The organism is Stieleria tagensis (assembly GCF_024129865.1).
In the GTDB taxonomy this organism is placed as follows: Bacteria; Planctomycetota; Planctomycetia; order Pirellulales; family Pirellulaceae; genus Stieleria; species Stieleria tagensis.
In genome coordinates this window covers 18,680-42,398 of sequence record NZ_JAMYFE010000103.1, presented here as the reverse complement: position 1 = coordinate 42,398, position 23,719 = coordinate 18,680, and the positions used below count along the sequence as shown (strand labels likewise).

Here is a 23,719-nt window from a genome sequence, read left to right as displayed (position 1 = left end):
CAGAAAAAACAGCATGTCTGGCAACGCAAAATCGAATCAAAACTTGAACACAGAATCCCCATGAAAACCAACCCTCCTCCCCGGACGCGGCGACAGCTTCTCCAGGGCGCCGGTGTCACACTTGCTCTACCGTTTTTACAATCGCAGACGCCGGTTCAGGCAGCCGAAAACGAACGACGACTGGCACCGGAGTCCGACGGCAAGCCGCGTCGCGCGGTGTTCATCTGCAACAACCTTGGCTTGCACATGCCGTACTTTGTGCCAGAACAGACGGGATTCGATTATACCCCTTCGCCCTATTTGGAAGTGCTCGGCGATCTTCGCAAGCAAATGACCGTGTTCTCGGGCATATCGCATCCCAGTGTTGATGGCGGACACGCCGCCGAAAAATCGTTCCTGACCGCCGCCCCACATCCGGGAAGCGGCAGTTTTCGCAACAGTATCTCGGTCGACCAGTTGGTAGCCGAATCACTCGGCAGCCAGACCAGGATTCCATCGCTGGTGCTGAGCGCAAACGGCGGTGGTTCGCTCTCGTGGACTCGTAGCGGCGTGCCGATCCCCGGCGAGGAGTCACCATCGAAGGTGTTTCGCAAACTGTTCACCCCTGGTTCGTCCGCAGAAATTGATGACCAGATCACGCGACTACGGCAAGGCGCCAGCGTGATGGACATGGTGATGAACGAGGCAGCAAATCTTCGCAAGAAGCTTAGTCGCCATGACCGGGAAAAATTCGACGAGTACACGACCAGCGTTCGCGAGGTCGAACAGGAAATGATGCGGCAACAGGAATGGGAGCGAAAGCCGAAACCGCAGGTCGATGCGAAAGAGCCGACAGACATTCGCGACCAGGCCGACACGATCGGGCGATCAAAGTTGATGTATGACTTGATCGCACTGGCACTGCAAACCGACTCGACGCGAATTGCCACCGTCATGTCGGTGGGCTGGTTTGCCGTTCCCCCCATCGCTGCCGTCACCGAAGGCTACCACACGTTGTCGCACCACGGAAAGAACAAAGAAAAGCTGGCCCAACTCGCCATTATCGAGAAACAACACCTTGGCATCCTTCGTGACTTTCTTGCAAAACTTGATGCAACCAAGGAAGAGGATGACACGCTGTTGGATCGGACAATGGTTTTGTTTGGCAGCGATCTGGGAAATGCATCCAGCCACAACAACACCAACGTCCCCGTGGTGCTCGCCGGTGGCGGATTCAAGCATGGACAGCACCTCGGTTTCGATCGCACTAACAACGAACCGCTCTCGAATATTTATGTCAGCATGTTGCAACGAATGGGGTTACCGATTGATCGATTCGGTAGCAGCACGGGCACCATTCGCGGATTGGAGATGACATCATGAGTCGGATCAATATTGTCTTACTCGTCGCGAAAACCCTGGCAAAATCCGCGACCGGTCGCTCTCGTTCTGTTTGTCGGCTCAGCGGGATGCTGCCATTCCTTCTGGCTACATCGTTGATGGCCAACGAGCGAATTCCCACGCAAACGCTTGCGCCGTTCTTCAATCAGTATTGTGCTGATTGTCACGGCGACGGTGCCAACGAAGGAGAGTTTGAGTTGGATTCGCTTGTTTCTGACCTGAGTGATCGGAAAACCTTCGATGCCTGGCAACTGGTTCATGATCGTATTTCCTCGGGAGAAATGCCGCCCGAAGATGCCGACAAGCCGACAGCGGTTGAACTCCAACAAGTGCTCACCCCGTTGGCGTCCTCATTGACCAGGGCTCAGCAGGCGGTGCAAACCGAGCAAGGTCGAGTGACCGCGCGACGACTCAATGCGATCGAATTTCAAACGACCCTGTCCGATTTGTTGCAAACTCCACTCGACATTGTGGATCTGCTGCCGACCGATGCCAAGGCAGAGGGCTTTACGACTGTCGGTTCGGCACTGAACGTCTCCAGCGTTCAGATGGAAGCCTATCTCGAAGCCATTGATGCAGCCATCGACCAAGCGGTCCGTTTCACCGAACGCCCCGTAACACAAACGTTTCGGCTCTCTCTGCTCAATAACAGCGGCTACATGCTGACCTACCGGGCGCAGCATCCGGCGTTGCCAGTGATTGATGGGATGAATCTTTATGCCACCGAAGCGATGTCGAACCATCATGCCCTGTGGGGACAATACGTCGTCCCACGAACCGGTATTTATCGAATCAAAGTCTCGGCCTACAAAATTAATACGAGCGACCCAATCGCACTGACCATGCGGGTCGGAGGCAACGGTCACAAGGAGTCGCTGAAAGTCAAACACCGGTTGCTCGAACACTTTGAAATCGAATCGGACAGGCCGCAAATTCACCAGTGGCAGGGTGAACTTTTACGTGGGCACTTCTTGCACCTGTATCCTTCGGAGTTGCCGATTTACCGATTCCCCGTCAACAAAGGTTACCAGCAGGTGAATTGGAAAGGGCCGGGCGTCTGCGTGCAATGGCTTGAGATTGAAGGTCCGCTGGTGGAGACTTGGCCGCCGCCTGGAGAACAGATTTTGTTCGGTGGTGTCGCCACCAAATCGATCGAGGGCGCTAAGAACGACGACCCGAACGAACAACTGCATTCGCCGCCGATTATTCCAGCGGACCCCAAGACGCTACCCAGCGATTGGCCGCCCGGTGGCAACACATGGACACCGCTGGGGGGCAGAATCAACCGGAATGCCAAATTTCCGGCACGGGAATACTCACGCAAACGATCACAGGTCGTAAAACAAATCTTGGCGGGCAAGCGAAAGGGAGCCGACCCGTTGCCTGACTACCAAAAGCCTCCCCACAACTTACCGATCGGCAGCGTGTTGCCGTCTTACGGTGGTGAACCGATTTATCAGAATGCCGAACATCCCGGTGCATTGATTCGGACGCTGGCATTGGAACCGACGAACGCCAAAGCGGACGCGACGCGGTTGATTCAGCGGATCCTACCGCTCGCATTTCGACGACCGGTCTCCGACGACGAATCGGCTCGATACGTCAAGTTTGTGCATCAATGGCTGGACGAAGGCGTCTCGTTTGAATCATCTATGCGAACCGGATACAAGGCGATTTTCACTTCGCCGCAATTCTTGTATCACCAGTCAACGTTGCCAAAAACGATCGCGGAAACGGAATACTCCGACGAATTTGCCTTGGCCGAACGACTCGCATATTTTCTGTGGTGTTCTGCTCCCGATCGTGAACTCATGCAGCTTGCGAACACCGGTAAACTTTCGCAGCCAAAAATTCTTCGCCAGCAGACCGAACGTCTGTTGTCCGATCAGCGATCGCAACGGTTTGTTCAGGACTTTTTGGGACAATGGCTCGACCTGTACGAAATCGACTTTACGAGTCCCGACACCCACTTGTACCCAGAGTACGACGCCGTTCTTCACACCTCGATGTTGAAGGAGTCCCAGGCGTTCTTTCAGCATTTACTTGCGAACGACCTGCCCGCGCGGAATCTGGTTGAGTCCGACGTCGTGACCATTAATCGCAGACTGGCAGAACACTACCAGATCAAGGGCGTGTCAGGCATGGAACCCACGGTCGTCAAGCTTCCCGATGACTCTGTTCGTGGTGGCGTGTTGACACAAGCGTCTGTACTGAAGGTGACGGCAAACGGCACCAACACGTCGCCGGTCGTTCGCGGCGTGTGGGTTCTCGAGCGAGTGCTCGCAGCGCCGTCGCCACCGCCACCGCCGGGCATCCCGGCGGTCGAGCCCGATATTCGCGGAGCCGTGACGATTCGCCAACAATTGGAAAAACACCGCAGTGCGAGTCACTGCGCATCGTGCCATGCCAAAATCGATCCACCCGGCGTCGCCTTGGAAAGTTTTGATCCGGTCGGACGGTATCGCGATCACTATCGCATTTTGGATCCGGCCAAGGCGGAACTGAGAAAGCAGGACCATACGATTCGCTACAACGAAGGCCTGCCGGTTGATCCGTCGTACCAGCTCGCCGATGGCAAGTCGTTCAAGGATATCCGAGAGCTGAAACAAATCCTTGCCAACGATGAACGCGCGATCGCGCGTATGTTGGTCGATCGCCTGCTGGTCTATTCCACGGGAGCAACCACATCGTTTGCAGATCGAGCCACGATCGAACGAATCGTCGACAGCGCCACTGCCAACCAATTCGGCGTTCGCTCGCTGGTTCATGAACTGATTCAAAGCGAGCTATTTCACAGTCGATAAAGCCTTTCTGCGACACCAATTGTTTCAGCGCGCTGTTCTTACTTTGTTTTCAACGCCGCCAAAGGCGGGATCAATCTAACTCTTCAATCGGACCATGTTATTCGAATATGAATCCCAAAAAAGGAGCTTGCGAACAAAACGGGTTCCAATCCATCCCTTCGGAAATTGCTTGGACCTTGCCAAATGCCTTGCAAACGAATTATCTTATAGGCGGTCTTCCGATACCGTCACTCGCACTCCGTTTCGCATGAACCCCGAATAGACCGCCCTGAATGCGGATGACGCTAAGACGCAATGTGAACGAGACGCAGCTACCGAATGTGTGTCTGCGACGTCACGTAGCACGTTGGCGAAGTGAACACGTTTTGATCGGAGTGGGTTGATGATTTTGGCACTTTATGGCTGCTGTTTTGCGTTGATGTTCATAATGGCTATCGTTGCCATGCCATCGGACATACGACGACTGATTCTAGAGAATTGCAAGAATTCTAAAGGCCGATTTCGTCTTCGCTATGTCCGGAAAGAAATGGCATCCGTCTCGCGTTTCTACGGTGAGATGCTTTTTATCACCGCGATTTTCGCGATCGCGTTTTCATTCGGGCTGATCGTGTTGGACAACTATGTCAACCTCGAGATCATTCAAAGTGCGATTGAGCAAGCTGACTGGGATCTTGACAAGTGGGAAAAAAACCTTCGCTCGTCGCCTAGCAACGTGAAACAGCGATTCACTCAATTCCATGTTTCTCAAGGCGGAACGGACGAATCCGCGCGAAACATCATGATCCTTCTTTGGAACGGCTTGCCTGTGATTTTGTTGATTTGCTTTGTTGCAGTGCTGTTGACTTGGCGATTGTCGTCAAGCGTCTTCAGCCACTCACTGAAATCGCTCGTCGAAGTCGAAACGGCAAGAAACCGTCGACGCATCCAAGAAAGGTATCTTCGGTCGACATCGCCTTGATTCCTAGCGAGTTCCAGGTGGCACATCCGCCATGCTCCATGGCGATGTACCACAAGGAGTCGAGTTGATGGCGTTCAATGACCAGCCGATTCAATGACCAGCCGATTCATGGCATGGACGGGTTCGATTTTTCAGACAGACGTGTACTCGTCCGCACCGACCATAACGTGCCCTGCACCAGCGATGGTCAGACTCGCAGCGACGAACGGATCGGATCGCTTCTCCCACGCCTTTGCTGGCTGTTGATCTAGTAGACCGACAGCCGGCTTTGCGGGGGCCAGTAGTGCCGGGGATAAACGGGGCCATATCTTGGCCGCTTCCGCAAAACGCATTCTTTACGATGCCTCGCATGAACCGGAATCAGCGTTGGCCCTGCGGGTGAATTCGCAAGCCTTTGATTCATTTTCGGGGGAGATTTGTCCCAGCGACCAGTTGCCATTCCGATTGTAGCCGGTGTTCAGCAGCGACTGTGCCTCTTCAATCGCCGCGTTCAGATCGTCGAAGTGTAGTTCACGCAGTGGTTCCATGGGGTTAGTTTAACGCGTTGCATCATTGTTGAAACCGCAGTCGCAAGCTTTGTCAAAGCAGCACCAACCCTCGAGACGAAACGCGTTATGAACTCAATCGAAAGTTTTCTCGCTGCGAAAACCTACGCCGTCGCCGGCGCTTCTGCTCGCACACACAAATACGGCTACAAGGTTTTCAAAGCCCTGCTCGCCTCCGGCCGCGAGACCTATCCGCTGAACCCGGTCACCGAAGAAATCGACGGCCACAAGGCTTATCCGAAAATCACGGACCTTTCCATCGTCCCCGAATCCCTGTCGATCATCACGCCACCAGAAGTCACACGCCGCGTGATCGCCGATGCGATCGCCGCAGGTGTCAAGAACATTTGGATGCAACCGGGCGCCGAAGATGAGCAGGCCAGCCAATCCGCACGCGACGCCGGCATCAACGTGATCGATGACGGCAGCTGCATTCTCGTGCTATTGGCCCGTCATTGATGACACAAGACAGATTGCAGATTCGCGCCGCCGCGGAGCAGGATCGCGATTCGATCTTGGCGGTCCACAGGAATGCTTTTGGCCAGGCCGAAGGTTCGGTGATCGCCAAGCTTGTCGACGAGATGCTCGATGATGCTTCGGGCGATCCAACGCTGTCACTCGTCGCTGAAACGGACGTCCAACTCGTCGGGCATCTTCTCATGACGTCCGCGAGGATCGAACCGGACCCTGGTCAAGTCAGTGCAAGGATTCTTGCCCCGCTGGCGGTGGTGCACAATCGACAACGCCAGGGAATTGGTCGGCGTTTGATTCAGGCGGCGCTGCATCAATTGACACAACAGGGCGTCGCCCTTGTTTTCGTCCTCGGTTATCCCGACTACTACCGCCAATTTGGGTTCCGGCCCGCAGGAGCTCTAGGACTCCAAGCAAGCTACCCGATTCCACCCCAAAACGCAGATGCGTGGATGGTGAAGGAGCTGACGCCCGGAACGATCAACCATTGCCAGGGAACCGTTCGCTGCTCAAACGCCTTGGACCATCCGAAATACTGGATTGAGTGAGGCGGTGCCAAAATTTTCCTACGAAAGCATTGACTCGCCGCCTCTTGCTTGCACCCCACAGGTATCGGCCGCCAGTTCTTCTCCCCTGCATCCCAGGGACAATCCTGTCAGGTCAACTCGCATGGACCGAGCGAGATGTCTTCATTTGAAAAACGCGGCGTTCGAATTCCTCGTTTCGCTCTGATCGTCCACATACCATTCGCGGTTTTCCTTGCAGCGTACACCGGACGGCTTGCGCCGTTCCGCTAAGAACAAGGTGCGGCAGTGCCTTTATCCGCTTTGGTTCCTCCGATGGCGTCCACAAAGCCGTTGATCCGATAAAGTAGAAATATTCGCCCGCTCAGTCGAAATCTCTCGCCGCCGGAATCCACCAATCGCGGTGTTGCACCGGCGGAGACCGAGGAGGCGCAGTGGGCGAATCTCAACAGGCTCTTGGGGAAGTATGGAAATTTCCAAATTGGCATCGCGAGTTCCAATCTTTCCGCTGTTCATCGCAGCGAGCTTGCTCGTCGGCTGGTTGATTCCGGGGTTTTACGCGTGGACCGACTCCGACCAGAGCCGCCCCTCGCCGCTGCTGTGGAAGGTACCGCTTTGGACTGCGACTGCTTCCGCGGCGTTTTGCATGGCTCTACCCTGGTTGCCCATTGGGCGCCAACTGTCAGACCGTCCAGCACGACAGCCGATGCGATTCTCGCTTCGCACACTGTTGATGCTGACCGCTGGTGTTGCCGTTGCGATTGCATTGATCGCCAAGTTCCCGCTCGTTGTCAGTGGAATCGCTTTCGCCGCTACGTTTGCGTACTGGATTGCATTTTGCGTGCGAAATCCACAGCATCGCATGGCCGCGGCGACCCTCGTCGGCAGCATGATGTTGCCATACGCCTGGGTGGTCGGGTACGACGAGCTCGACCGAATCTTGCCAACACTGGTATTCATCATCGCCGGCATGCCAGCCTTTGTTCCAGCTGCACTGTTGAGTCAAATGTTCGGACAACATTTCCAGGAATCACAATGGCTGGCGTTCTTGTTGACCGCACTCGAACTTGTGATTGGCATCGGAATGATTCGCCTGGGTCCGAAGCGAACGATCGCCTACTTGCTGCTTGTCATGCAGGTGTCCGCTGTCGGCTCGTTGGGCTTCTACATGATGTGCATCGCTTGAAGGGCATTTCGGGGTGAATCGGATTCATCGTTGAGAACGCGGGCCGGGCGTTTGATTAGCAACGCCTTTCTGAAATACAGGCCTGTCTTGCCCAAACGGTAATGCACCTGAAAATTCGTAGTCGTCGGCCATTTTTTTGGCCAGCTAGCACGGTGGGGCCAATGGAAATCGATCCGTGTGAAAATCGCAAAGTTTCGGATTCGCTGAACTTTTCGCAAACGCGATGGCATTGGCGGCGGCCAAGAGCGATATGATTTGCAGGCTGGCGAAAATGCGGAGATCAATAATCGGCATAAATGATTTCGATGAGTTGAGTGACAGGGAATCAATGGTGCTCCCGACTTGCAAATCCTTCGTTGAAAGTCAGCCGTTCTCTTACCCAACGTCAACAACATGCCGTGCATTCTGATCCAAGCATCCCGCCTGTCAGCAATCGTTGTGACCCTGATGATTCCGATTGGGTGCGCGGTCGCCCAGACGCGAGCTGATCAAAGAATCAAGCTTCTTCCTCATTCCGACCCCAACAATACGGGAGAGTGGCAATTGCTGCCTTCGCTCAGTGACGAGTTCAACGACGGCATCGTGGGAACATCGTGGCACATTCAGGGTAAAGATGATGGGCAGGGCCCATACTACAATAACAACCAAGGCAGAAATTCACAGTTTATCCCGGAGTCGATTTCGGAAGACGGCGGATTGCTACGAATTCGATCGGAATGGAACGAGGACTTTGACTTTGCGACGGGCTACGGCGTCCCTCCGGTAACCACGGGCGCACTGATCAGCAAAGACTTCCTAAAATTCGGATACATGGAGATTCGTTGTCGCGTTGGAAAGAGCCCCATGTCTGCCGCTTTCTGGGCCGTGGGTAACGACAACCGGGGAGAGCTGGATGTTTTTGAACACGTTGGAAAAAGCTGGGATCCCCAGAAAGACAATCCCGACGATTCCAGAACCATGCAAATGTCCATTCACAATTGGAGTCGAGCAATCAATGACAGTCTCGGCAATCGACGGCACTGGACCCAGAAGCACACTCTGGGTTTCGATGTCACCGATGGAATGCACGTCTATGCGGCTGATTGGACAGAGGACTACATCAAGTTCTATGTCGATGGCACTTTGGTCAGGACGCTGTCCAAGACGGAAGCGGACCAAATCAAGCTAAACGGACTCGGCGCATGGGTGATTGACCAGAAACAGCGAATTTGGATTGATTGCGAGCTCTTCGATTGGGAGGGCCGAGTCAGTGAGCTGAAGCCTGAGATGTTTGGTCCCGAAGCGGTCTTTGAGGTAGACTATGTCCGCGATTGGAAACGTGGTGTCGGTGGAAAACACCAACATGCGGGACATGGCCCGAACTTGGTCTCCAACGGTAGCTTTGCAACCAGTCTGGATGGCTGGAAAACCGAGGGAAATGTTTCGATTCAAGACGTCTCCAAATGGACCTTTTGGAAAGACAATCGCCCCTCTGATGATCCCAACGCGATGCAGATTGGTGCGGGTGGCCCGGGAGCGTCTACTCAGACGATTTCGGTGACGCCGAACACCAAATACTTGTTGACCGCGTATCTGCGAACTCCAGCCACGACGGGAACCCTGGAGCCTTCCAACCTCAGGGGCACGCCGTTGGTCTTTCATAAAGGATGGATGGGCGTTGAAAACTATGGTGGGTCACGACTGACTCGTAAACTTTATCACAATTGGTTTCAGTCCTATAGCATCGAATTCACAACTGGCGCAAACGACACTTCGGCCACCGTATTCTTCAACAACACCGAAACAAATCGAGGCGGTCTATTGCAGGTCGACGGGGTTTCGGTGGTGAAGCTGAAAGATCTCCGGAGCGATGCGAAGTGATTGACTGAAGCCATTATCGACGACAGCTTCATCTCGCTTGTGCTGTTGTTGCGGCATCTGAAAGCGGTGACGCACAAGAAGATGGCCTTGAGTACACAGAGAAAGAAGAATGACACGCATCTCACTCCTTTTGTTATTGCTGATCATCCCGAGTTCGTTTGCCGTCTGTGCCGATTCATCGGACAACAGCTACGCAAACTCAAATGTGGTCTTGATTTTGATTGACGATCTCGGCTGGAAAGACCTGGGATGCTACGGCAGCGACTATTACCAGACACCCAATATCGATCGGCTTGCCGACGAAGGAATGCGATTTACCGACGGCTATGCGGCCTGCAATGTGTGTTCCCCCACACGAGCTGCCATCATGACGGGCAAATATCCCGCTCGTTTGCTGCTTACCCAATGGTTGCCCTCGGGGCGCTGGAACGCGACGAAGAATAAACTTCGCGAGGGTCGCTACATTGCAAACCTACCGCTGGAAGAATTCACCATCGCTGAAGCGATGCGAGACAATGGCTATCGCACCGGATTTATAGGCAAGTGGCATCTGGGGACCGAAACGTATTACTTCCCAGAACATCAGGGTTTCGACATCAACATCGCGGGTCGCGACTACGGTGCGCCAGGCAACTACTTCTATCCATTCAAAGGCCAGTGGAAGATCCCCACGACTGGGAAAACGTTGCAAAAAGACACGCCGCTGCCTGGTAAGAAGGGAGACTACCTTGTCGATCGCCTGGCAGAAGAAGCGGATCATTTCATCCGCGAAAGTGCCGACAATCCGTTCTTCCTGATGCTTTCGCACTACGCCGTTCACACACCTTTGCAAGGAAAGGCGGACAAGATAGCTCGCTACGAGCAAGTCACTGAAGACAAACGACAAGGAAATCCCGTATACGCTGCGATGGTTGAAAGCGTTGATGAAAGCGTGGGCCGCGTGATGAAAACGTTGCGTGATCTGGAGATCGAGGAGAGAACGCTGGTCATCTTTACCAGTGACAACGGCGGGTTTGCCAAAGCAACGGACCATTCTCCGCTGCGTGCCAACAAAGGCTCCAACTATGAAGGTGGCATCCGAGTACCTTTCATCATCAAGTGGCCGGGACACACCAGGCCGGGTTCGGTATCCCATGAACCGGTGATCAGCACGGACTTATATCCGACGATCCTGGCTGCCACTGGACAAAAATTGCGTCCGCATCAACATCTCGATGGCATGAATCTTGTCCCGATTCTGACCGGCAGCGGCGGAATTGATCGCGACGCCATTTACTGGCACTATCCGCATTACAACCAGCACCCCCAGAGTTTTCCATCTGGAGTGATCCGCGCCGGAGACTGGAAGCTGTTGGAATCCTACGAGACGGGTGAACTATCACTTTACAACCTCGCCAACGATCTCGGTGAAACAAATGATCTGGCAGCCAAAGCGCCAGACAAAGTCGTCCGACTGCACGCAAAGCTGAAAGCCTGGCGCGAAAGCGTCGGAGCCGATCCAATGCGACCGAACCCTGAGTACAAGCCCAATAAGTGACAAGAAGTCGTTGGGAACTCGACTTACTTCTTGCCGTTTCGATTCTCGTTAATCAGTTTGGTTTCGCGCTCTCTGGTAATCCCTTGTTAGCCTTCGCAAATCCCCGTATTTGCATGCCGGTAATCACTCGGGATGCCCGTAGCTGAACTTGACCGCTAGGCGTTCAGGTTGATCGGATTTTGAGCCTGGTGCACTGATGAAGACGGCTGCCGGGAAGATTTCTCATGCCAGCGTCACTCGCGATTGCATTGGTTTCTAGGCTTAAAGTGAAGGCCGCTAACCGCATGCATTCGAGCGACCATCAATGGCGATCCTTTGGTACACCGATTGCTATTGGCTTTGTGCTTTCCAACAAACACCACTTCGCCTCTTTCGGAGAAACACATGTCCATGAAGACTCTTGCGGATGCCTTTTACGATGAACTTCGTGATGTTCTGAGTGCAGAAAAGCAATTGGTCAAAGCGCTGCCGAAGATGGCCAAAAAGGCATCTTGCGAAAAGCTAACTGCCGCACTCGAATCCCACCTTTCCGAGACGGAGAAGCAGGTCCAACGCGTCGAAAAAGCCTTTGAAGACACCGGCAAAACGGCGCGAGCGAAAACCTGCGAAGCGATGAAAGGCTTGATCGCCGAAGCCGAAGACATGTTGAAAGAAGATGCTGAACCGGCCGTACGTGACGCACTGATCATCGCCTGCAGTCAAAAGGTAGAACATTACGAAATCGCGACCTACGGAACTCTCTGCACTTGGGCCGAAACACTCAGCTACGATGGCGCGCTGAAGTTGCTAAAGCAGAACATCGACGAAGAAGAATCAGCTGACAAAAAGCTTTCCGAACTGGCCAAGGCCATTAACAAGGACGCGCTAACCGTCGGCTAGATTTCCGCTTGGAACTTAACGAACGCAAATCGGAATTTCGCTCCGTAACGCCCCACCGGCGGTCCTTTGGATGGCCGGTGTTTTTTCAACTCTTCTGGTGAATCGCAGCGATGACGACCCCGATAGCGCCGATGGAAATCGGCTGCTCAAAGAAAACCTAACCGTCGGGATACACTAACCCCTTGGCCGATATCCGTAGGCGTGTCGGATATAGTCTCGGTCGGCTTCGTAGTCGCCCTCATACTCAGCGCGTAAACGCGCGTCGACATCGTCATTCCACTGAGGGTAATCGGCTTCATAGCGATTCTGCGCCGTATAGCCGAACCGAAACGCTTGCTCGCGATTCTCGAACGCGTCGTCAGAACCAGCCATTTGCTTAAGCGTGTCATCGACATCTTGGTTCATGTCGCGAGCGGAATCGGAACCAAAGTCCGATTTTGTCTGCTCCCAATCGTTGGCGAAAGCCTTTTTGATTCGTTCCCAAGTGCTCAAGTCTTCGTCGGTGTAGCTGTATGGTTTGGTAGCCATCATATTGTCCTTGTCTAGCTGTAAAATAGTCGCCTCGGGATCGAAGCGACGTTCAGAAGTGATCGAAGCAAATCTCGGACCATCAGAGGTTGCGCGAACTTCCTTTTTTGAAATGGCCCCCATCAGGCATGCTATCCAAGCCGACGCAACAGGGCTCCCATCCTTTGGATCCAATTGACAGAGAAGAACCATGCCCGAGTGAACCGATAGAGATGTCGTGCAATACAAGCCCGTCGAACAAAGCGTGCTGGACCGTAGAAAGCCGGAAGATCAGCCAGATCCTTTAAGGGCAAGTCAGCAGAGCAAGTCGTAGCATGCAACACCCGTCCAAGGAAAGCGATGATGAGCGATGATCAACCAGGTATGTTTAGTCGATTGCGGAACGACCTGTTCACCGCTGCAGTGATCGGCGCGGTGGTCGCCGTTTCGGTTGCCAGTGCATCGTTTGCGCTGGGCAACGTCGGCGATGCCGAGGCTCGGCGGTTGCTTGAAGCAATCATTCCAACCAGCCGGCTTTTTTGCTCGACGATCCTGACCGTTTCTGCGACCGTGCTTGCGTTGATGTTAACGATGATCGGACTGGGGCATAGCGCAAAAGCGGGCTTGTCCGACGCCCATTATCACCGAATCATCAAGATAGCACTTTACGATGCCATTCTGTTCGGTGCTGGAGCAATCATCTTTGTGTTGCACTGCGTCCCCGTTTACGAATCGAATGCATTGCCCAGCTGGTGGTATCCGGCCATCTATTACGGAGTGCTGATCACTTCTTCGACGCTGGCTGGTGCCGCTGTTTCCATTGTCACGCTGCTCTATTTGGCTGTGAAAGACGTGATCGAAGTCGTGGCGTTGGGGAACGCGGATCACTTTTACGCTGCTGTGCCTGACGAGCAGGATTCCGACAGCAACGTTGATTCCAAGAAAACAACTGAGCAAACGTAGCAAGCACGCTCTCTCTCAAAATCCAGGACGGACGGTTTTATGAAAACGTCTCGGGGGTCAACCGGTTCGACCGGAATGCGCTGCGATTCGGCGGGTCGCTACGAACGAATGGGCGCGAACAAAAAATTCGTGGTCGATTCGTTTCGTAAGTATGGATACAACAGAGGAAAGTCGTAGCATTACATCTCCGGTACAATCGCTTTGGCGGAGCGATCGTCAACTCGAAAGTAGCCAAGGTTCTTTCCCGCTTCGTTGCCGATCATCCACACGGCTCCGGGCCGCGACTTGCGCCGACGCTGCTCGCCGGGCTCGATCATCTCGTAAGGCTTGGGCGTCCCTCCTGCCGTCATCCACCACAGCTGGACTTTTTGCTCCGAACCGTTGATGAACACCACGTCGAATTGGCCGCCGTCTGGTTTTGATGCGGGTGCACTCTCATTCCCGGTAAGTGAATGCCACATCAATTCGTTCAACGATTCAACGGATGGGCGGGGTGATTCCGCAAATTTCGTCGGCGCCAGTTTTCTCAATTCATCTCGTCGTCGTTCAAACTGTGGATCGATTGCCAAGTTGTTCCACTCATAAGGGTCGTTGTCCGTGTCATACAACTCTTCTTCGCCATCGGCATAGTGAACCAGTCGTAGGCCGCGGGCGCTCACACTGTAGCTGCCACGACTGTGCAAATACGTCATTGCTATGTGAGGCCACTGGGCATTGGTGTCCTTCAACAGCGGTAGCAGGCTAGGCCCATCATGGATCGTTTCAGCGGGAAGCCCACAAAGGTCCAGCAGCGTTGGCGCGAGACTGAGCAAACTCACCGGTTGATCACACTTTGCTGGAGTCGTTCCTTGTGGCAATCCGGTTGTTCCTTCCGGAACCCGGATCATCAATGGAATCCGCGTGCAAGCGCGCCAACCGGTGTACTTTTGCCAATGCTCCTTCTCGCCTAAATGCCAGCCGTGGTCCGACCACAAAACCACAATCGTGTTGTTTGCATGCGGACTGCGATCGAGCGCATCGAGCACATTGCCGAGCATCGCATCGGCGTAGTGAATGGATGCCAGATAGCCTTGTAGACCGTGTTTCCACTGGTCTAGTTCGGTGATGTGTTTGAAGTAACGATTCCGCGCCAAATTTTGCCCCGCCTCGGGGATGTCGTCCAAATCGTCGGGTTTGTACCCGGGAGGCAACTGGATTTTCTCCAGCGGAAACGGCTCAAAATACTTCTTGGGGACAAACCAGGGTTCGTGTGGACGGTAGATTCCACACGCTAAAAAGAAAGGTTTCTCTTGTGGTTTAGCGAGTTGCTCCGAAACCCACTTGGCGACTAGGTAATCGCCTCCGGCTTCCTCGTCGGTTGCGTCGAGTGCCCCCCAATCGGTTTCGACGTATTGCCACGGTCCGCCGCGCGGCAGACTGACCGGCCGCGATTCCGGTAGCAGCGTGCGTGGAAACGGATTCTCTGTTTCAGCCGAGGGATAGTATTCGTCCCACGAATCAGCATCGATGAAATAGTGAAGCATCTTTCCTGATCCGGACGAATGATAGCCGTGCCGCGAGAACACTTTGGGAATCAATTCCGCATCGGGCAGCACGTCTCGCATCCGCTGGGCATTGCTGTACACGCCGGTGCGATGCGGTGACCGCCCAGTAAAGATCGCGGTGCGTGATGGGTTACAGGCCGGTGCCGCGCAATGGGCATTCGTAAACAGAACACCTGAAGAAGCGAGCCGATCCAAATTCGGAGTGATCGCCTGAGGATGTCCACCCATCACACCGATCCAGTCGTTCAAATCATCCATTGCGATGAATAGCACATTCGGACGAGTGGTGGCCGCTGAATTCGCCGCATGCAAAATTCCAGAATTTGAAATCCAGACGGTAGCCACCAGAAGAACGATCGGACGCAGGATGTCAGTTTTTGTACTCATAGTCACTCTTGCTAATCTGTGCCGGTTGTTGCATCTGAGGCCTGTCAAGATTCACTCAAGTTGACCGCCAGACCTCCTTTTGACGGTGCGAATCGGTAAGTAGTGGTCAGTCTCCCGTCGATCCACCATGGACCACGGCGCTCATCCCGCTGCCCAAAAGAAAAGGTTAGCCGGATTCGTTTCGATCTCTTGGCGGGACTTGCACCGACAATTCGAAAACGCGCACAGTCAGCGGAATGCGATTGTGGTCCGAATGCTGGGGCCCACTTCACTCATCGTTCATCGTAGCAAGCACGGTGCCGGGCAACCCGCCGCCGTTGCCAGCAGCAATTAGCGGCAACGCAATCGAATTGAATTTCTTTTCCAGGGCCAATGCCAATTACGACACGCCTGGCAGATCGAACTTACCCTTGATCGCTATCACATGCTAATACTGGCCACATGAATGATGGCTTTGAATGGCAGTTTGCCCGCGGTGGTTAGCACCGCACCGTCAAGCAGAATTGCCTCGTGCTTAGCAAGCTCGCGAAGCGACGTCGCCGATTTAGAGCTCAAAATTTCATGGGACCTTTCGGGCCCTGCAAGTTTGCTCGGCAGGCGTCCAGCAAGGCGAAAGCTTCACTCTTCACGTCACTCTCAATCAGTTGGCAATCACAATGGGTCGATGTTCGTATTAGGATCTGCCAGCTCCCGGAAGTCCATTGTGTGTAATTTATCTATTAAATCGACATCACTCCCTTGAAAGCACTGAAGAATAGACTTCTTTGTAGACTCGAAGACATCGTGTGTGCCTGGTGTCATCGTCCAATTCGCATCAATGAACACGAAATAGGCAGCGATCTGCCGAAGATTATGTAAATGCGATCTTTTTAGATGTTCCACCAGCTTGTCGGATGCCGGAAGGTGGATTGACGAGATAAGCTTGAGCCGCTTAGCGTCGGCAGCAAACTGAACAACATCGCGACGCAATGTTCGGTTTACGCCTTGGGAATCTTCGCTTCCCCAAATTCTGAATCTCGTATTTGACGCATCAGGTCGAATTCTTTGCTGCAAGAGCGCGGAAGTGATGTCCGACGCAAGTTCAACCAACTCCACCTCTACGTTAGGAGGAACCGTTTCCGGTTTTAAGCGGACCACCTTTTTGAGTGTGTCCCGGGCTCCTTGCGGGTCCTCAGCAACGCCTTCAAAACCGCTGGCTCCTCCGTCTGCATAGGCTCTCAAACGAATGAGCAGTTGTTCGACTGTCTCAGATTGAACGTCGCGCCGGGCACGGTCCAACGCAACGTCAACAAACCAGTCAAGTCCTGGTCCATCCGGGACTGATTTTTCGTACTCACCCAAGACGTGGATGATTCTTTGACTGCCTGCCAATTCGGGTTGGTCAATGATTTGCACAAGTGAGCTGGGAAGCATGCTCATGATATGCCTGGCCGTCTCCGCTTGGTCTTCGCGACTATTCTTTGCGGCATACTCGCTAACCGAATCTTGCAAAGTAAAACCGATGCACCGTTCCCGGATCGCACTCAGATCAAGATTAGCGATCGGTGGAGAAGCATATGGTCTCAATCCCGAAATTGCCGCCTGATAAAAGGCATCGTCTGTCGACAGATTCCAAGAACCAGTTTCGCCATCGACCGTGGAATCGACATGGTGAAACACCTCATGGTGAAATGTGAGTGCAAGCTGCCCTTCAGAATAAAACGCCGCGGCAATTGCGTTGACTCCATTGTAAATTCCGAAAAATCGATAACCTCCAAGTTGACTGTCATACGGTCTCGACCGATCACTGGTGGACTTTGATACACAGGCTTCGAAAATTCCTACCGCTTTCAAGCCAACTTCACCAAAATAGCCGGGCGGGTACATTCTTGCTTCCTCATTGCAAATCTCGGCTGCTAATTTCTTGCGAGAGTCGCTCAGCGGTTTGAGCACGTCGTGGTAGCGGCCTTCCGGCAGATCGTTTCGATCGAAGACCAATTCAGCTCCGGAATAATCCTTGAACTTTTGAAGTAGCATTGCAACGCTCGGCTCGGCACTGGGCCTCTCCTCGCCGAAGCTTTGCGTAAACCAAGACGACGCGCAAATTGTGAGGTAAAAGAGAAAAACTCGATTCACTACAATTGTCTCCCCATTTTCTGAACGCAATCGGATGCCCTGCCATTCAAACATTGTAGCGACGCCGGTTAGCGATCGTTGTGCTACCGTCAAAAGAGTACCCTCCCACTTTGGAAAAGCAGGAGAAACAAGATTGCTCAGCGAGCATTTGCCCATTCGCCGGGCTTCGCTGAGCACTCGGAAGACCGTCGCCAGTGAGGCCGCGACGATGTCGCCGTCCATCATCATGTAGGTCAGACGCCGATAACCTTCCAATGGATGGGCGTCGTGAAAGTCGACGATGGCTTGCTTTTCCCAATCGGCCAACCACCAGTCACGCGGGATTTTGCCGTTGTGATCGTTTGGTTTGCCGTAGCGATCTTTCCCGGTGTGGTAGGTGCTTCGCGGCAATCCGATGCAAGCGATCAGCGTGGTCGCCGCAGGCCGGTTTTGTCTTTCCAAAGACCGATGTAATCGATGATTTTGTCTCCAATCTCGTTGGGAACTCAGCGACCGGTTAGAGGTCTCTCGTTGCAAAAAGCTAGGCTACCAAATGCGAATGTCCCGCTCGAATCCAGGCGGCGCACCCCTCTGTGAACAATCGTTGCGGTTTTAGGGTAACCACCATCTAGAAACTGTTATCTCTGGGGCATACACACGTTTTTGTCGAGTTTTAGCTGTTTTTTAGAGGTGTAGATGGCAACGTCCCCGATCTTGGACGAGATGATCCGACGGGTTGTCGGTGGTGACCTTGAAGCTTTCGCGGAGATCATTCGTGTTTGTCAGCGACCGGTTCGTGCGTGGATTGTTTCGCGATGCCCACCGGGTGGCGATGCAGATGATGTCGCACAGCAAACCTTCGTCGCGGCTTTCAAACGGATTGACGACTACCAGATCGGAACGGACTTTCGGGCATGGCTATTCACGATCGCTCGCTATCAATTGATGGCTGAATGCACTCGGCTCAAACGAATGGCTGATTACCACAGCCGCTACCTGCCGCATGCACTGAGCCAGGAACTGGATCGAAGAACGGAAGGCGTTGCAGAATCGCCCACTCGTTTGACGCACCTACGAGAATGTCTGCAATCGGTCGAAAGTAACGCACGAGAAATTCTCGACTTGCGGTACGGCAAAGAACTTCCATTGGCTGAGATTGCCGAGCGATCGAATCGGAGTGTTGCGGCTATCAAGAAGCACTTGTTCGTTCTGCGACAGAAATTGCACGACTGTGTTGAAAAGAAGTTCGCCGGAGAGGCAGTCTAATGTCTCAGCAATTTGAAGAGTTGTGGACGCGATTCCTCGAAGGTGAATTGAACGAGGAGGGTTTGGCCTCGTTGCAGGATTTATTGGCATCGGATTCAGACCTGCTTCGGCACGCGGGCGACCTGTACGAAGAGCACCGGCTACTTGGATTCGCCCTGCAACCGTTTGACGATCAGCAATTTGTCGACGACACGGTTTCAATTGTCGAAAATGACAGCCGGCAGTTTGTGGGGGACGTCCTTTCAGAGCTTCGCGGAAGGTCTGGCAAATTGGTGCCGCAAGGAATGACGCGGGGGTGGCAGCAGTCCTTTCTGGCGTTTGCCCTAGCGGTTTCCATTCTGTTTGCTGGTGGGCTGGCGTGGTTTTTTGTTAGTCGTGCAAATCAGCCCACCGGTGGCAACCTCTATACACAGTCAACTGAACAACACTACATCGCAACCGTGCTGCTTGAGGACAATTGCATCTGGCGCGCAAGCAATTCTCCTTCTGAAGGCCGACGCCTTTCATCGCAAATGCTCGATTTGGAGTCGGGTCTCGCTGTGATCCGATTTGACGGCGGCGCAGAACTTGTGATGACTGGTGAAACGTCTCTTCTGCTGCATTCGGCCGGCAGTGCTGAATTGTTGTTAGGCGATGTCGTGGTCCGAGCGGAAGAGGAAGCTGAAGGATTTACGCTCACGACACCGACAAGCGAAGTGATCGATCTGGGAACGGAGTTTGCGGTCAAAGTGAATCGCATCGGCGACACGGAAGTGCATGTGCTTGATGGCGAAGTCAGCTATCGGTCGATTGATACTGAAGACGAACTTGCCAAGATATTGCCGGCCGGTGAAGGCATTGCCATCAACAAAAGCGGTCGCCCGCGTGCGGTGCCGATGAATTCGCCGCGGTTTCAAGAATTTATTCGGCGTGTCAATCCACGCTCGCGATCAGACTTGCTGACCGCCTATGAAGGGTTCAACTATTCGCCTGGCATCCTTCCGCTACGAGACAGCGTGGTTGGCACAGGCTGGGCTGGTCCATGGAGAAAGCGTTTGCCGAAGGAACGCAAATTTCCGGCAACGGGTTCCTCGCCAGATTATTTTGAAATCGTCCATGGCGAAATGAACGTTACATGGCCTGTTCCCGGCGGGCGACTTGGTTCGCTCAAGTTGCCCGGAGGCGGAGTTTACTATTTGCGACCGATGGCGGATCCGATCAGGCTCAACCAGGATGGCGTCGTGTTTTTCAGTCTGATGGTTCGAGAAACCGAGCGCCGCACCGACCGCGATCGACCACGAGAACGCTTGCGATTGACGTTGCGTTCGTCTGACGATTTTGACGGTCAATCGATCAGTTTCGGACATGGCCCCGGCTATCGACCAACCGTCAGGACAGGTGCGGGCATCTCGCACACCAGTCCTCTGGTACTGCCAGCAGAACAAACCACGCTTTGGATCGGAAAGATCGTGGCACGGCAATCTGGCGAGGATGAAATTTATTTCCGGGTCTACGGAGAAATGGATGTCCTGGACTATGCGGAACCAGCGACGTGGCATGTTGTGACACGTGATGTGGAACTTGACGCGAATCTGGATCTCATCCTGCTCAGCAGTGAAGGCAAGACAGCCCGTTTAGTCGATGAATTGCGAATCGGCCCCACGTGGCGCAGTGTGGCTCCGATACTGGAGAACGCGGAATGAAAAGACTGTGTTTACGTTCCTTCCGGGAGAGTTTGGCTCTCATTTCTGGAGCGGGCTTTCCCCTACCGCTTGCCCTGCGTCCGCCCCTCTCGCACGGCAGCAGTGCGATGCAAGATCGCAATTTAAAAACGTCCCATTGGCGTTGCGTGATCAATCGCATCGACGACATCCCGTCGCTACATTCGCAAAACCAACAGCAAGAGGCTGCCGACACCATGCTTCCACCTTCGAGCATCGCCAGATTAACCATCATCTTGTCGGTCATGCTCACCATGTTGACGTTTCCACTACCGGAAACAATTGGCGAAGAAACCAGCGCCGCCGAACGATCCGAGATTCTGTTCGTTCGGCGAATCGCCCCGTTGTTTCGAGACAAGTGTATGGCATGCCATGGCGGTGACCCGGAAATGATTGAAGGTTCGTTGGACCTCCGATCCGCCAGCGTCTTGGAGCGAGGCGGTGAGAGTGGCGAGCCTGCAGTGACGCCGAACAAACCAAATGAAAGCGCGATTTATCTTGCTTCACGGCGAGATCATGACGACTGGCCAGCGATGCCGCCGAAAGAGGCGGAGAAGTTGGATGATGAACAACTTAAGTGGATGCGTGAATGGATCGAAACGGGCGCAGTGTGGCCGGACACCGATCGTCGAACGGAAATCGAATCGACTCACGCAAATAAATGGTCCTCCGAAGACGGCGTTCCGGTCAAAACGTCGGGCGGATTGGCGAGCGATTGGACGAACCGCAAGTACGATCCCGAGGGACTGTGGGCCTATCAGCCAGTGAAGAACGTTGAGCTTTCAACGGCTGACGGAAAAAATGCAATCGATGTCCTGATCGCCAAGCGTTTGCCGGACGGACTGTCCGTCGCATCGCCTGCTTCGCGTCAAGTGTTGATTCGGCGAGCGACGTTTAATTTGACTGGACTTCCACCGACACCGGAAGAGATCGATGCGTTCGTTGCCGACAAGCGTACTGACGCAAAAGCTTTTGAGACTGTCGTCGACCGTTTGCTCAACTCACCACGCTACGGCGAGCGGATGGCACAACACTGGCTGGATGTCGTTCGCTATGCAGACTCGTCTGGCTTTGCCAATGACTACGAACGTGGCAACGCATGGCGGTACCGAGACTATGTGATTCGTTCGTTCAACAACGACAAACCTTACGATCAGTTCATTCGTGAACAGATCGCGGGCGATGAAATCAACCCAGACGATCCGGAGATGGTCGTAGCGGCGGGCTTTCTGCGGATGGGACCGTGGGAACTGACTGGGATGGAAGTGCCCAAAGTTGCGCGGCAAAGGTTTCTTGATGATGTCACCAACAGCGTTGGAGAGACATTCTTTGGACATTCCCTGCAATGTGCTCGCTGTCACGATCACAAGTTCGATCCCGTTCCGACTCGCGACTACTATTCCATTCAGGCAGTGTTCGCCACGACCCAAATTGCCGATCGCAAAGCCGCCTTTCTTGATGACGAGAACACTAGCGGATTCGAGGAACAGGAAATCCTGCAGAAACGAAGACAGGCATACATCGACGTTCTGGTTGAGACTCACGCCCAGCTGTTGAAAAACGCTCAAGCGTGGTTCAACCAACGTCTGCATGACGCTTCGAAAAATGAAAAGAAAGTCATTCGTCAGCAAAAGAAACGTTGGGACGATGCGATTGCCAAAGCCACCGAGGAGAAACGCATCGAACCATTCGGCTACGTCCGAACACAATTTCGCAAGCAGAACATCCCTCAGGAGGAATATCCACCAAAGCAGGTCGGTCTCACGCCCGATCAAATCGGCACGAATGTCGTTGCACGAAAAGGAATGGAGCGACTGAAATGGGAAATGGATCGGTATCAGCCGTTTGCGTTGTCGGTCTACAACGGACACACACCCAAAATCGATGCCGTTTATGCTCCGCTGCGAATGCCAAAGGACCGGACAAGCGGCGAACTGGAACATTCCTGCATTCACACCGGAGGCGATCCGTTCGCCCAGGGTGAACCGGTTGCCCCCGGCACACTGAGCGTTGTCAACGATCTGGTTTCCGTCGAAATCCCCCGCAGCATCGACGGGCGACGCACAGCCTTTGCCAATTGGGTAGCAGATCCGAATAACCCGCTGACAACGCGAGTCATTGTCAACCGACTCTGGCTATGGCACTTCGGCAAACCTCTCGCAGCAAATCCAAACAACTTCGGTGCAACCGGAGGAAAACCGACCCATCCGCAACTGCTTGATTACCTTGCATCGACCTTCGTGGAAGACGGCTGGTCCATCAAAAAACTTCATCGCCGGATCCTGTTGTCCGAGGCCTACCGACGATCATCGGCGCATCGGGCGCCCGAACGGTTGGCGAAGCTTGATCCGTTGGGTCATTCCTATGCGGTTTTTCATCCTCGTCGACTTAGCGCTGAAGAACTGCGTGACGGCATGCTCTCGGTCAGCGGCGAACTGAACGCGAAACTGGGCGGCATCCCCTGCCGACCCGAAATCAACATTGAGGTCGCCCTGCAGCCGCGAATGGTGATGGGAACGTTTGCCCCTGCATGGGTGCCCAATCCTAAACCGCAGCAGCGGCATCGGCGTTCGATCTATGTGACTCGCCTGCGAGGTCTGATGCATCCGATGCTAGAAGTCTTTAATTCGCCGGCTCCTGACTTTTCTTGTGAACGACGTGAGGCATCAACGGTCACGCCGCAAGTGTTTAGCTTGTTCAACGGCCAGAACACCTATTCACGAGCACTGGCACTTGCAAATCGCGTTTGGAAGGCGGTTGAAAAATCGACTCCCGACGACCGAAATGCCGAGGCAATCGAGCAATGTTTCCTGTTGACGCTGGGACGCCGACCCACTCAAGAAGAATCTGGCGAACTGCTTGCCCATTGGAAGACACTTGAGGAGTCGCTGCCGGCAAAGGCGCGGCCAAGTCCTCCCGTCTTGCTGACCGTCAAACGTGAGGCAGTCGAAGAAAATACGGGAGAGGACTTCTCGTTTCAGGAGCAGCTGTTTGCCAACCAAGCATTCGAGCCGGACCTGCAACCCAGCGAGGTGGATCGCCACGTGCGAGCGTTGGCCGATCTCTGCCTTGTGATTCTTAACTGCAACGAATTCGTCTACGTGTATTGATTGC

At 53.9% G+C, this 23,719-nt stretch carries 18 protein-coding genes; 14 read left to right on the top strand and 4 right to left on the bottom strand.

From position 1 onward, the window contains the following. Window positions 1–60: 60 nt before the first annotated feature. The 4 genes from NHH03_RS22605 (at window position 61) to pgk (ending at window position 5,393) form a co-directional block, all read left to right on the top strand. Entirely contained in the window at window positions 61–1,362 is a 1,302-nt protein-coding gene (locus NHH03_RS22605) for a DUF1552 domain-containing protein (protein WP_253159937.1), read from the top strand. Then, window positions 1,359–4,184 carry a DUF1592 domain-containing protein gene (locus tag NHH03_RS22600; protein ID WP_253159935.1) on the top strand — a complete coding sequence of 942 codons (2,826 nt, stop codon included), beginning with the start codon at window positions 1,359–1,361 and terminating at the stop codon, window positions 4,182–4,184. The genes NHH03_RS22605 and NHH03_RS22600 overlap by 4 nt, the downstream gene beginning before the upstream one ends. 526 nt (window positions 4,185–4,710) lie before the next feature. Beyond that, window positions 4,711–5,142: a hypothetical protein gene (locus NHH03_RS22595; RefSeq protein ID WP_253159933.1), complete on the top strand. Its 432-nt coding sequence runs from the start codon at window positions 4,711–4,713 to the stop codon at window positions 5,140–5,142. Between the two features lie 77 nt (window positions 5,143–5,219). After that, window positions 5,220–5,393, top strand: coding sequence for a phosphoglycerate kinase (gene pgk, locus NHH03_RS22590; protein ID WP_253159931.1), 174 nt, complete (start codon window positions 5,220–5,222; stop codon window positions 5,391–5,393). An 84-nt stretch (window positions 5,394–5,477) separates the two neighbouring features. Here pgk and NHH03_RS28450 read toward each other — a convergent pair whose 3' ends face one another. Next, window positions 5,478–5,669: a DUF1569 domain-containing protein gene (locus NHH03_RS28450; RefSeq protein ID WP_390895610.1), complete on the bottom strand. Its 192-nt coding sequence runs from the start codon at window positions 5,667–5,669 to the stop codon at window positions 5,478–5,480. 87 nt (window positions 5,670–5,756) lie between these two features. Between NHH03_RS28450 and NHH03_RS22580 the strand changes: the two genes are divergently transcribed. The 6 genes from NHH03_RS22580 (at window position 5,757) to NHH03_RS22555 (ending at window position 12,144) form a co-directional block, all read left to right on the top strand. Continuing rightward, window positions 5,757–6,146 (top strand): CoA-binding protein, encoded by a 390-nt coding sequence (locus NHH03_RS22580; RefSeq protein WP_253159929.1) that lies wholly within the window; start codon window positions 5,757–5,759, stop codon window positions 6,144–6,146. Next, window positions 6,146–6,706: a GNAT family N-acetyltransferase gene (locus NHH03_RS22575; protein WP_253159927.1), complete on the top strand. Its 561-nt coding sequence runs from the start codon at window positions 6,146–6,148 to the stop codon at window positions 6,704–6,706. Before NHH03_RS22580 ends, NHH03_RS22575 begins: the two co-directional genes overlap by 1 nt. 442 nt (window positions 6,707–7,148) lie before the next feature. Next, window positions 7,149–7,868: a hypothetical protein gene (locus tag NHH03_RS22570; protein WP_253159925.1), complete on the top strand. Its 720-nt coding sequence runs from the start codon at window positions 7,149–7,151 to the stop codon at window positions 7,866–7,868. 543 nt (window positions 7,869–8,411) lie between these two features. Further along, window positions 8,412–9,728 carry a family 16 glycosylhydrolase gene (locus tag NHH03_RS22565; RefSeq protein WP_253159923.1) on the top strand — a complete coding sequence of 439 codons (1,317 nt, stop codon included), beginning with the start codon at window positions 8,412–8,414 and terminating at the stop codon, window positions 9,726–9,728. A 109-nt stretch (window positions 9,729–9,837) separates the two neighbouring features. Further along, the gene (locus NHH03_RS22560) at window positions 9,838–11,265 is read left to right on the top strand and encodes a sulfatase (protein ID WP_253159921.1); all 1,428 of its coding nucleotides are present in this window, start codon (window positions 9,838–9,840) and stop codon (window positions 11,263–11,265) included. A gap of 390 nt (window positions 11,266–11,655) precedes the next feature. Further along, window positions 11,656–12,144, top strand: a complete 489-nt coding sequence (locus NHH03_RS22555) for a YciE/YciF ferroxidase family protein (RefSeq protein WP_253159919.1) — start codon at window positions 11,656–11,658, stop codon at window positions 12,142–12,144. 174 nt (window positions 12,145–12,318) lie between these two features. On the opposite strand, the gene NHH03_RS22550 is transcribed toward NHH03_RS22555, so the two are convergent. Continuing rightward, window positions 12,319–12,795 (bottom strand): hypothetical protein, encoded by a 477-nt coding sequence (locus NHH03_RS22550; RefSeq protein ID WP_253159917.1) that lies wholly within the window; start codon window positions 12,793–12,795, stop codon window positions 12,319–12,321. Between the two features lie 240 nt (window positions 12,796–13,035). Between NHH03_RS22550 and NHH03_RS22545 the strand changes: the two genes are divergently transcribed. Beyond that, the gene (locus NHH03_RS22545) at window positions 13,036–13,614 is read left to right on the top strand and encodes a hypothetical protein (protein ID WP_253159916.1); all 579 of its coding nucleotides are present in this window, start codon (window positions 13,036–13,038) and stop codon (window positions 13,612–13,614) included. Between the two features lie 179 nt (window positions 13,615–13,793). Here NHH03_RS22545 and NHH03_RS22540 read toward each other — a convergent pair whose 3' ends face one another. Both NHH03_RS22540 and NHH03_RS22535 read right to left on the bottom strand, forming a co-directional pair. Further along, window positions 13,794–15,545 (bottom strand): sulfatase-like hydrolase/transferase, encoded by a 1,752-nt coding sequence (locus tag NHH03_RS22540; protein ID WP_261364416.1) that lies wholly within the window; start codon window positions 15,543–15,545, stop codon window positions 13,794–13,796. A gap of 651 nt (window positions 15,546–16,196) precedes the next feature. Continuing rightward, window positions 16,197–18,101: a hypothetical protein gene (locus tag NHH03_RS22535; RefSeq protein ID WP_253159914.1), complete on the bottom strand. Its 1,905-nt coding sequence runs from the start codon at window positions 18,099–18,101 to the stop codon at window positions 16,197–16,199. Between the two features lie 234 nt (window positions 18,102–18,335). Here NHH03_RS22535 and NHH03_RS22530 point away from each other — a divergent pair, with 234 nt between their 5' ends. The 3 genes from NHH03_RS22530 to NHH03_RS22520 all read left to right on the top strand — a co-directional run bounded on the left by NHH03_RS22530 (window position 18,336) and on the right by NHH03_RS22520 (window position 23,715). After that, the gene (locus NHH03_RS22530; RefSeq protein ID WP_253159912.1) at window positions 18,336–18,905 is read left to right on the top strand and encodes an RNA polymerase sigma factor; all 570 of its coding nucleotides are present in this window, start codon (window positions 18,336–18,338) and stop codon (window positions 18,903–18,905) included. Further along, window positions 18,905–20,587, top strand: coding sequence for a FecR domain-containing protein (locus tag NHH03_RS22525; protein WP_253159910.1), 1,683 nt, complete (start codon window positions 18,905–18,907; stop codon window positions 20,585–20,587). The genes NHH03_RS22530 and NHH03_RS22525 overlap by 1 nt, the downstream gene beginning before the upstream one ends. Before the next feature lie 107 nt (window positions 20,588–20,694). Further along, complete coding sequence (locus NHH03_RS22520; protein ID WP_253159908.1) at window positions 20,695–23,715, top strand: PSD1 and planctomycete cytochrome C domain-containing protein; 3,021 nt, start codon at window positions 20,695–20,697, stop codon at window positions 23,713–23,715. Window positions 23,716–23,719: the final 4 nt, after the last annotated feature.

Coding starts and splice junctions, on each gene's coding strand:
- NHH03_RS22605 (WP_253159937.1), top strand. CDS start 61: ATGAAAACCAACCCTCCTCCCCGGACGCGGCGACAGCTTCTCCAGGGC.
- NHH03_RS22530 (WP_253159912.1), top strand. CDS start 18,336: ATGGCAACGTCCCCGATCTTGGACGAGATGATCCGACGGGTTGTCGGT.
- NHH03_RS22595 (WP_253159933.1), top strand. CDS start 4,711: ATGGCATCCGTCTCGCGTTTCTACGGTGAGATGCTTTTTATCACCGCG.
- NHH03_RS22575 (WP_253159927.1), top strand. CDS start 6,146: ATGACACAAGACAGATTGCAGATTCGCGCCGCCGCGGAGCAGGATCGC.
- NHH03_RS22570 (WP_253159925.1), top strand. CDS start 7,149: ATGGAAATTTCCAAATTGGCATCGCGAGTTCCAATCTTTCCGCTGTTC.
- pgk (WP_253159931.1), top strand. CDS start 5,220: ATGACCAGCCGATTCAATGACCAGCCGATTCATGGCATGGACGGGTTC.
- NHH03_RS22545 (WP_253159916.1), top strand. CDS start 13,036: ATGTTTAGTCGATTGCGGAACGACCTGTTCACCGCTGCAGTGATCGGC.
- NHH03_RS22555 (WP_253159919.1), top strand. CDS start 11,656: ATGAAGACTCTTGCGGATGCCTTTTACGATGAACTTCGTGATGTTCTG.
- NHH03_RS22550 (WP_253159917.1), bottom strand. CDS start 12,795: ATGGGGGCCATTTCAAAAAAGGAAGTTCGCGCAACCTCTGATGGTCCG.
- NHH03_RS22580 (WP_253159929.1), top strand. CDS start 5,757: ATGAACTCAATCGAAAGTTTTCTCGCTGCGAAAACCTACGCCGTCGCC.
- NHH03_RS22600 (WP_253159935.1), top strand. CDS start 1,359: ATGAGTCGGATCAATATTGTCTTACTCGTCGCGAAAACCCTGGCAAAA.
- NHH03_RS22525 (WP_253159910.1), top strand. CDS start 18,905: ATGTCTCAGCAATTTGAAGAGTTGTGGACGCGATTCCTCGAAGGTGAA.
- NHH03_RS22560 (WP_253159921.1), top strand. CDS start 9,838: ATGACACGCATCTCACTCCTTTTGTTATTGCTGATCATCCCGAGTTCG.
- NHH03_RS28450 (WP_390895610.1), bottom strand. CDS start 5,669: ATGGAACCACTGCGTGAACTACACTTCGACGATCTGAACGCGGCGATT.
- NHH03_RS22520 (WP_253159908.1), top strand. CDS start 20,695: ATGCAAGATCGCAATTTAAAAACGTCCCATTGGCGTTGCGTGATCAAT.
- NHH03_RS22540 (WP_261364416.1), bottom strand. CDS start 15,545: ATGAGTACAAAAACTGACATCCTGCGTCCGATCGTTCTTCTGGTGGCT.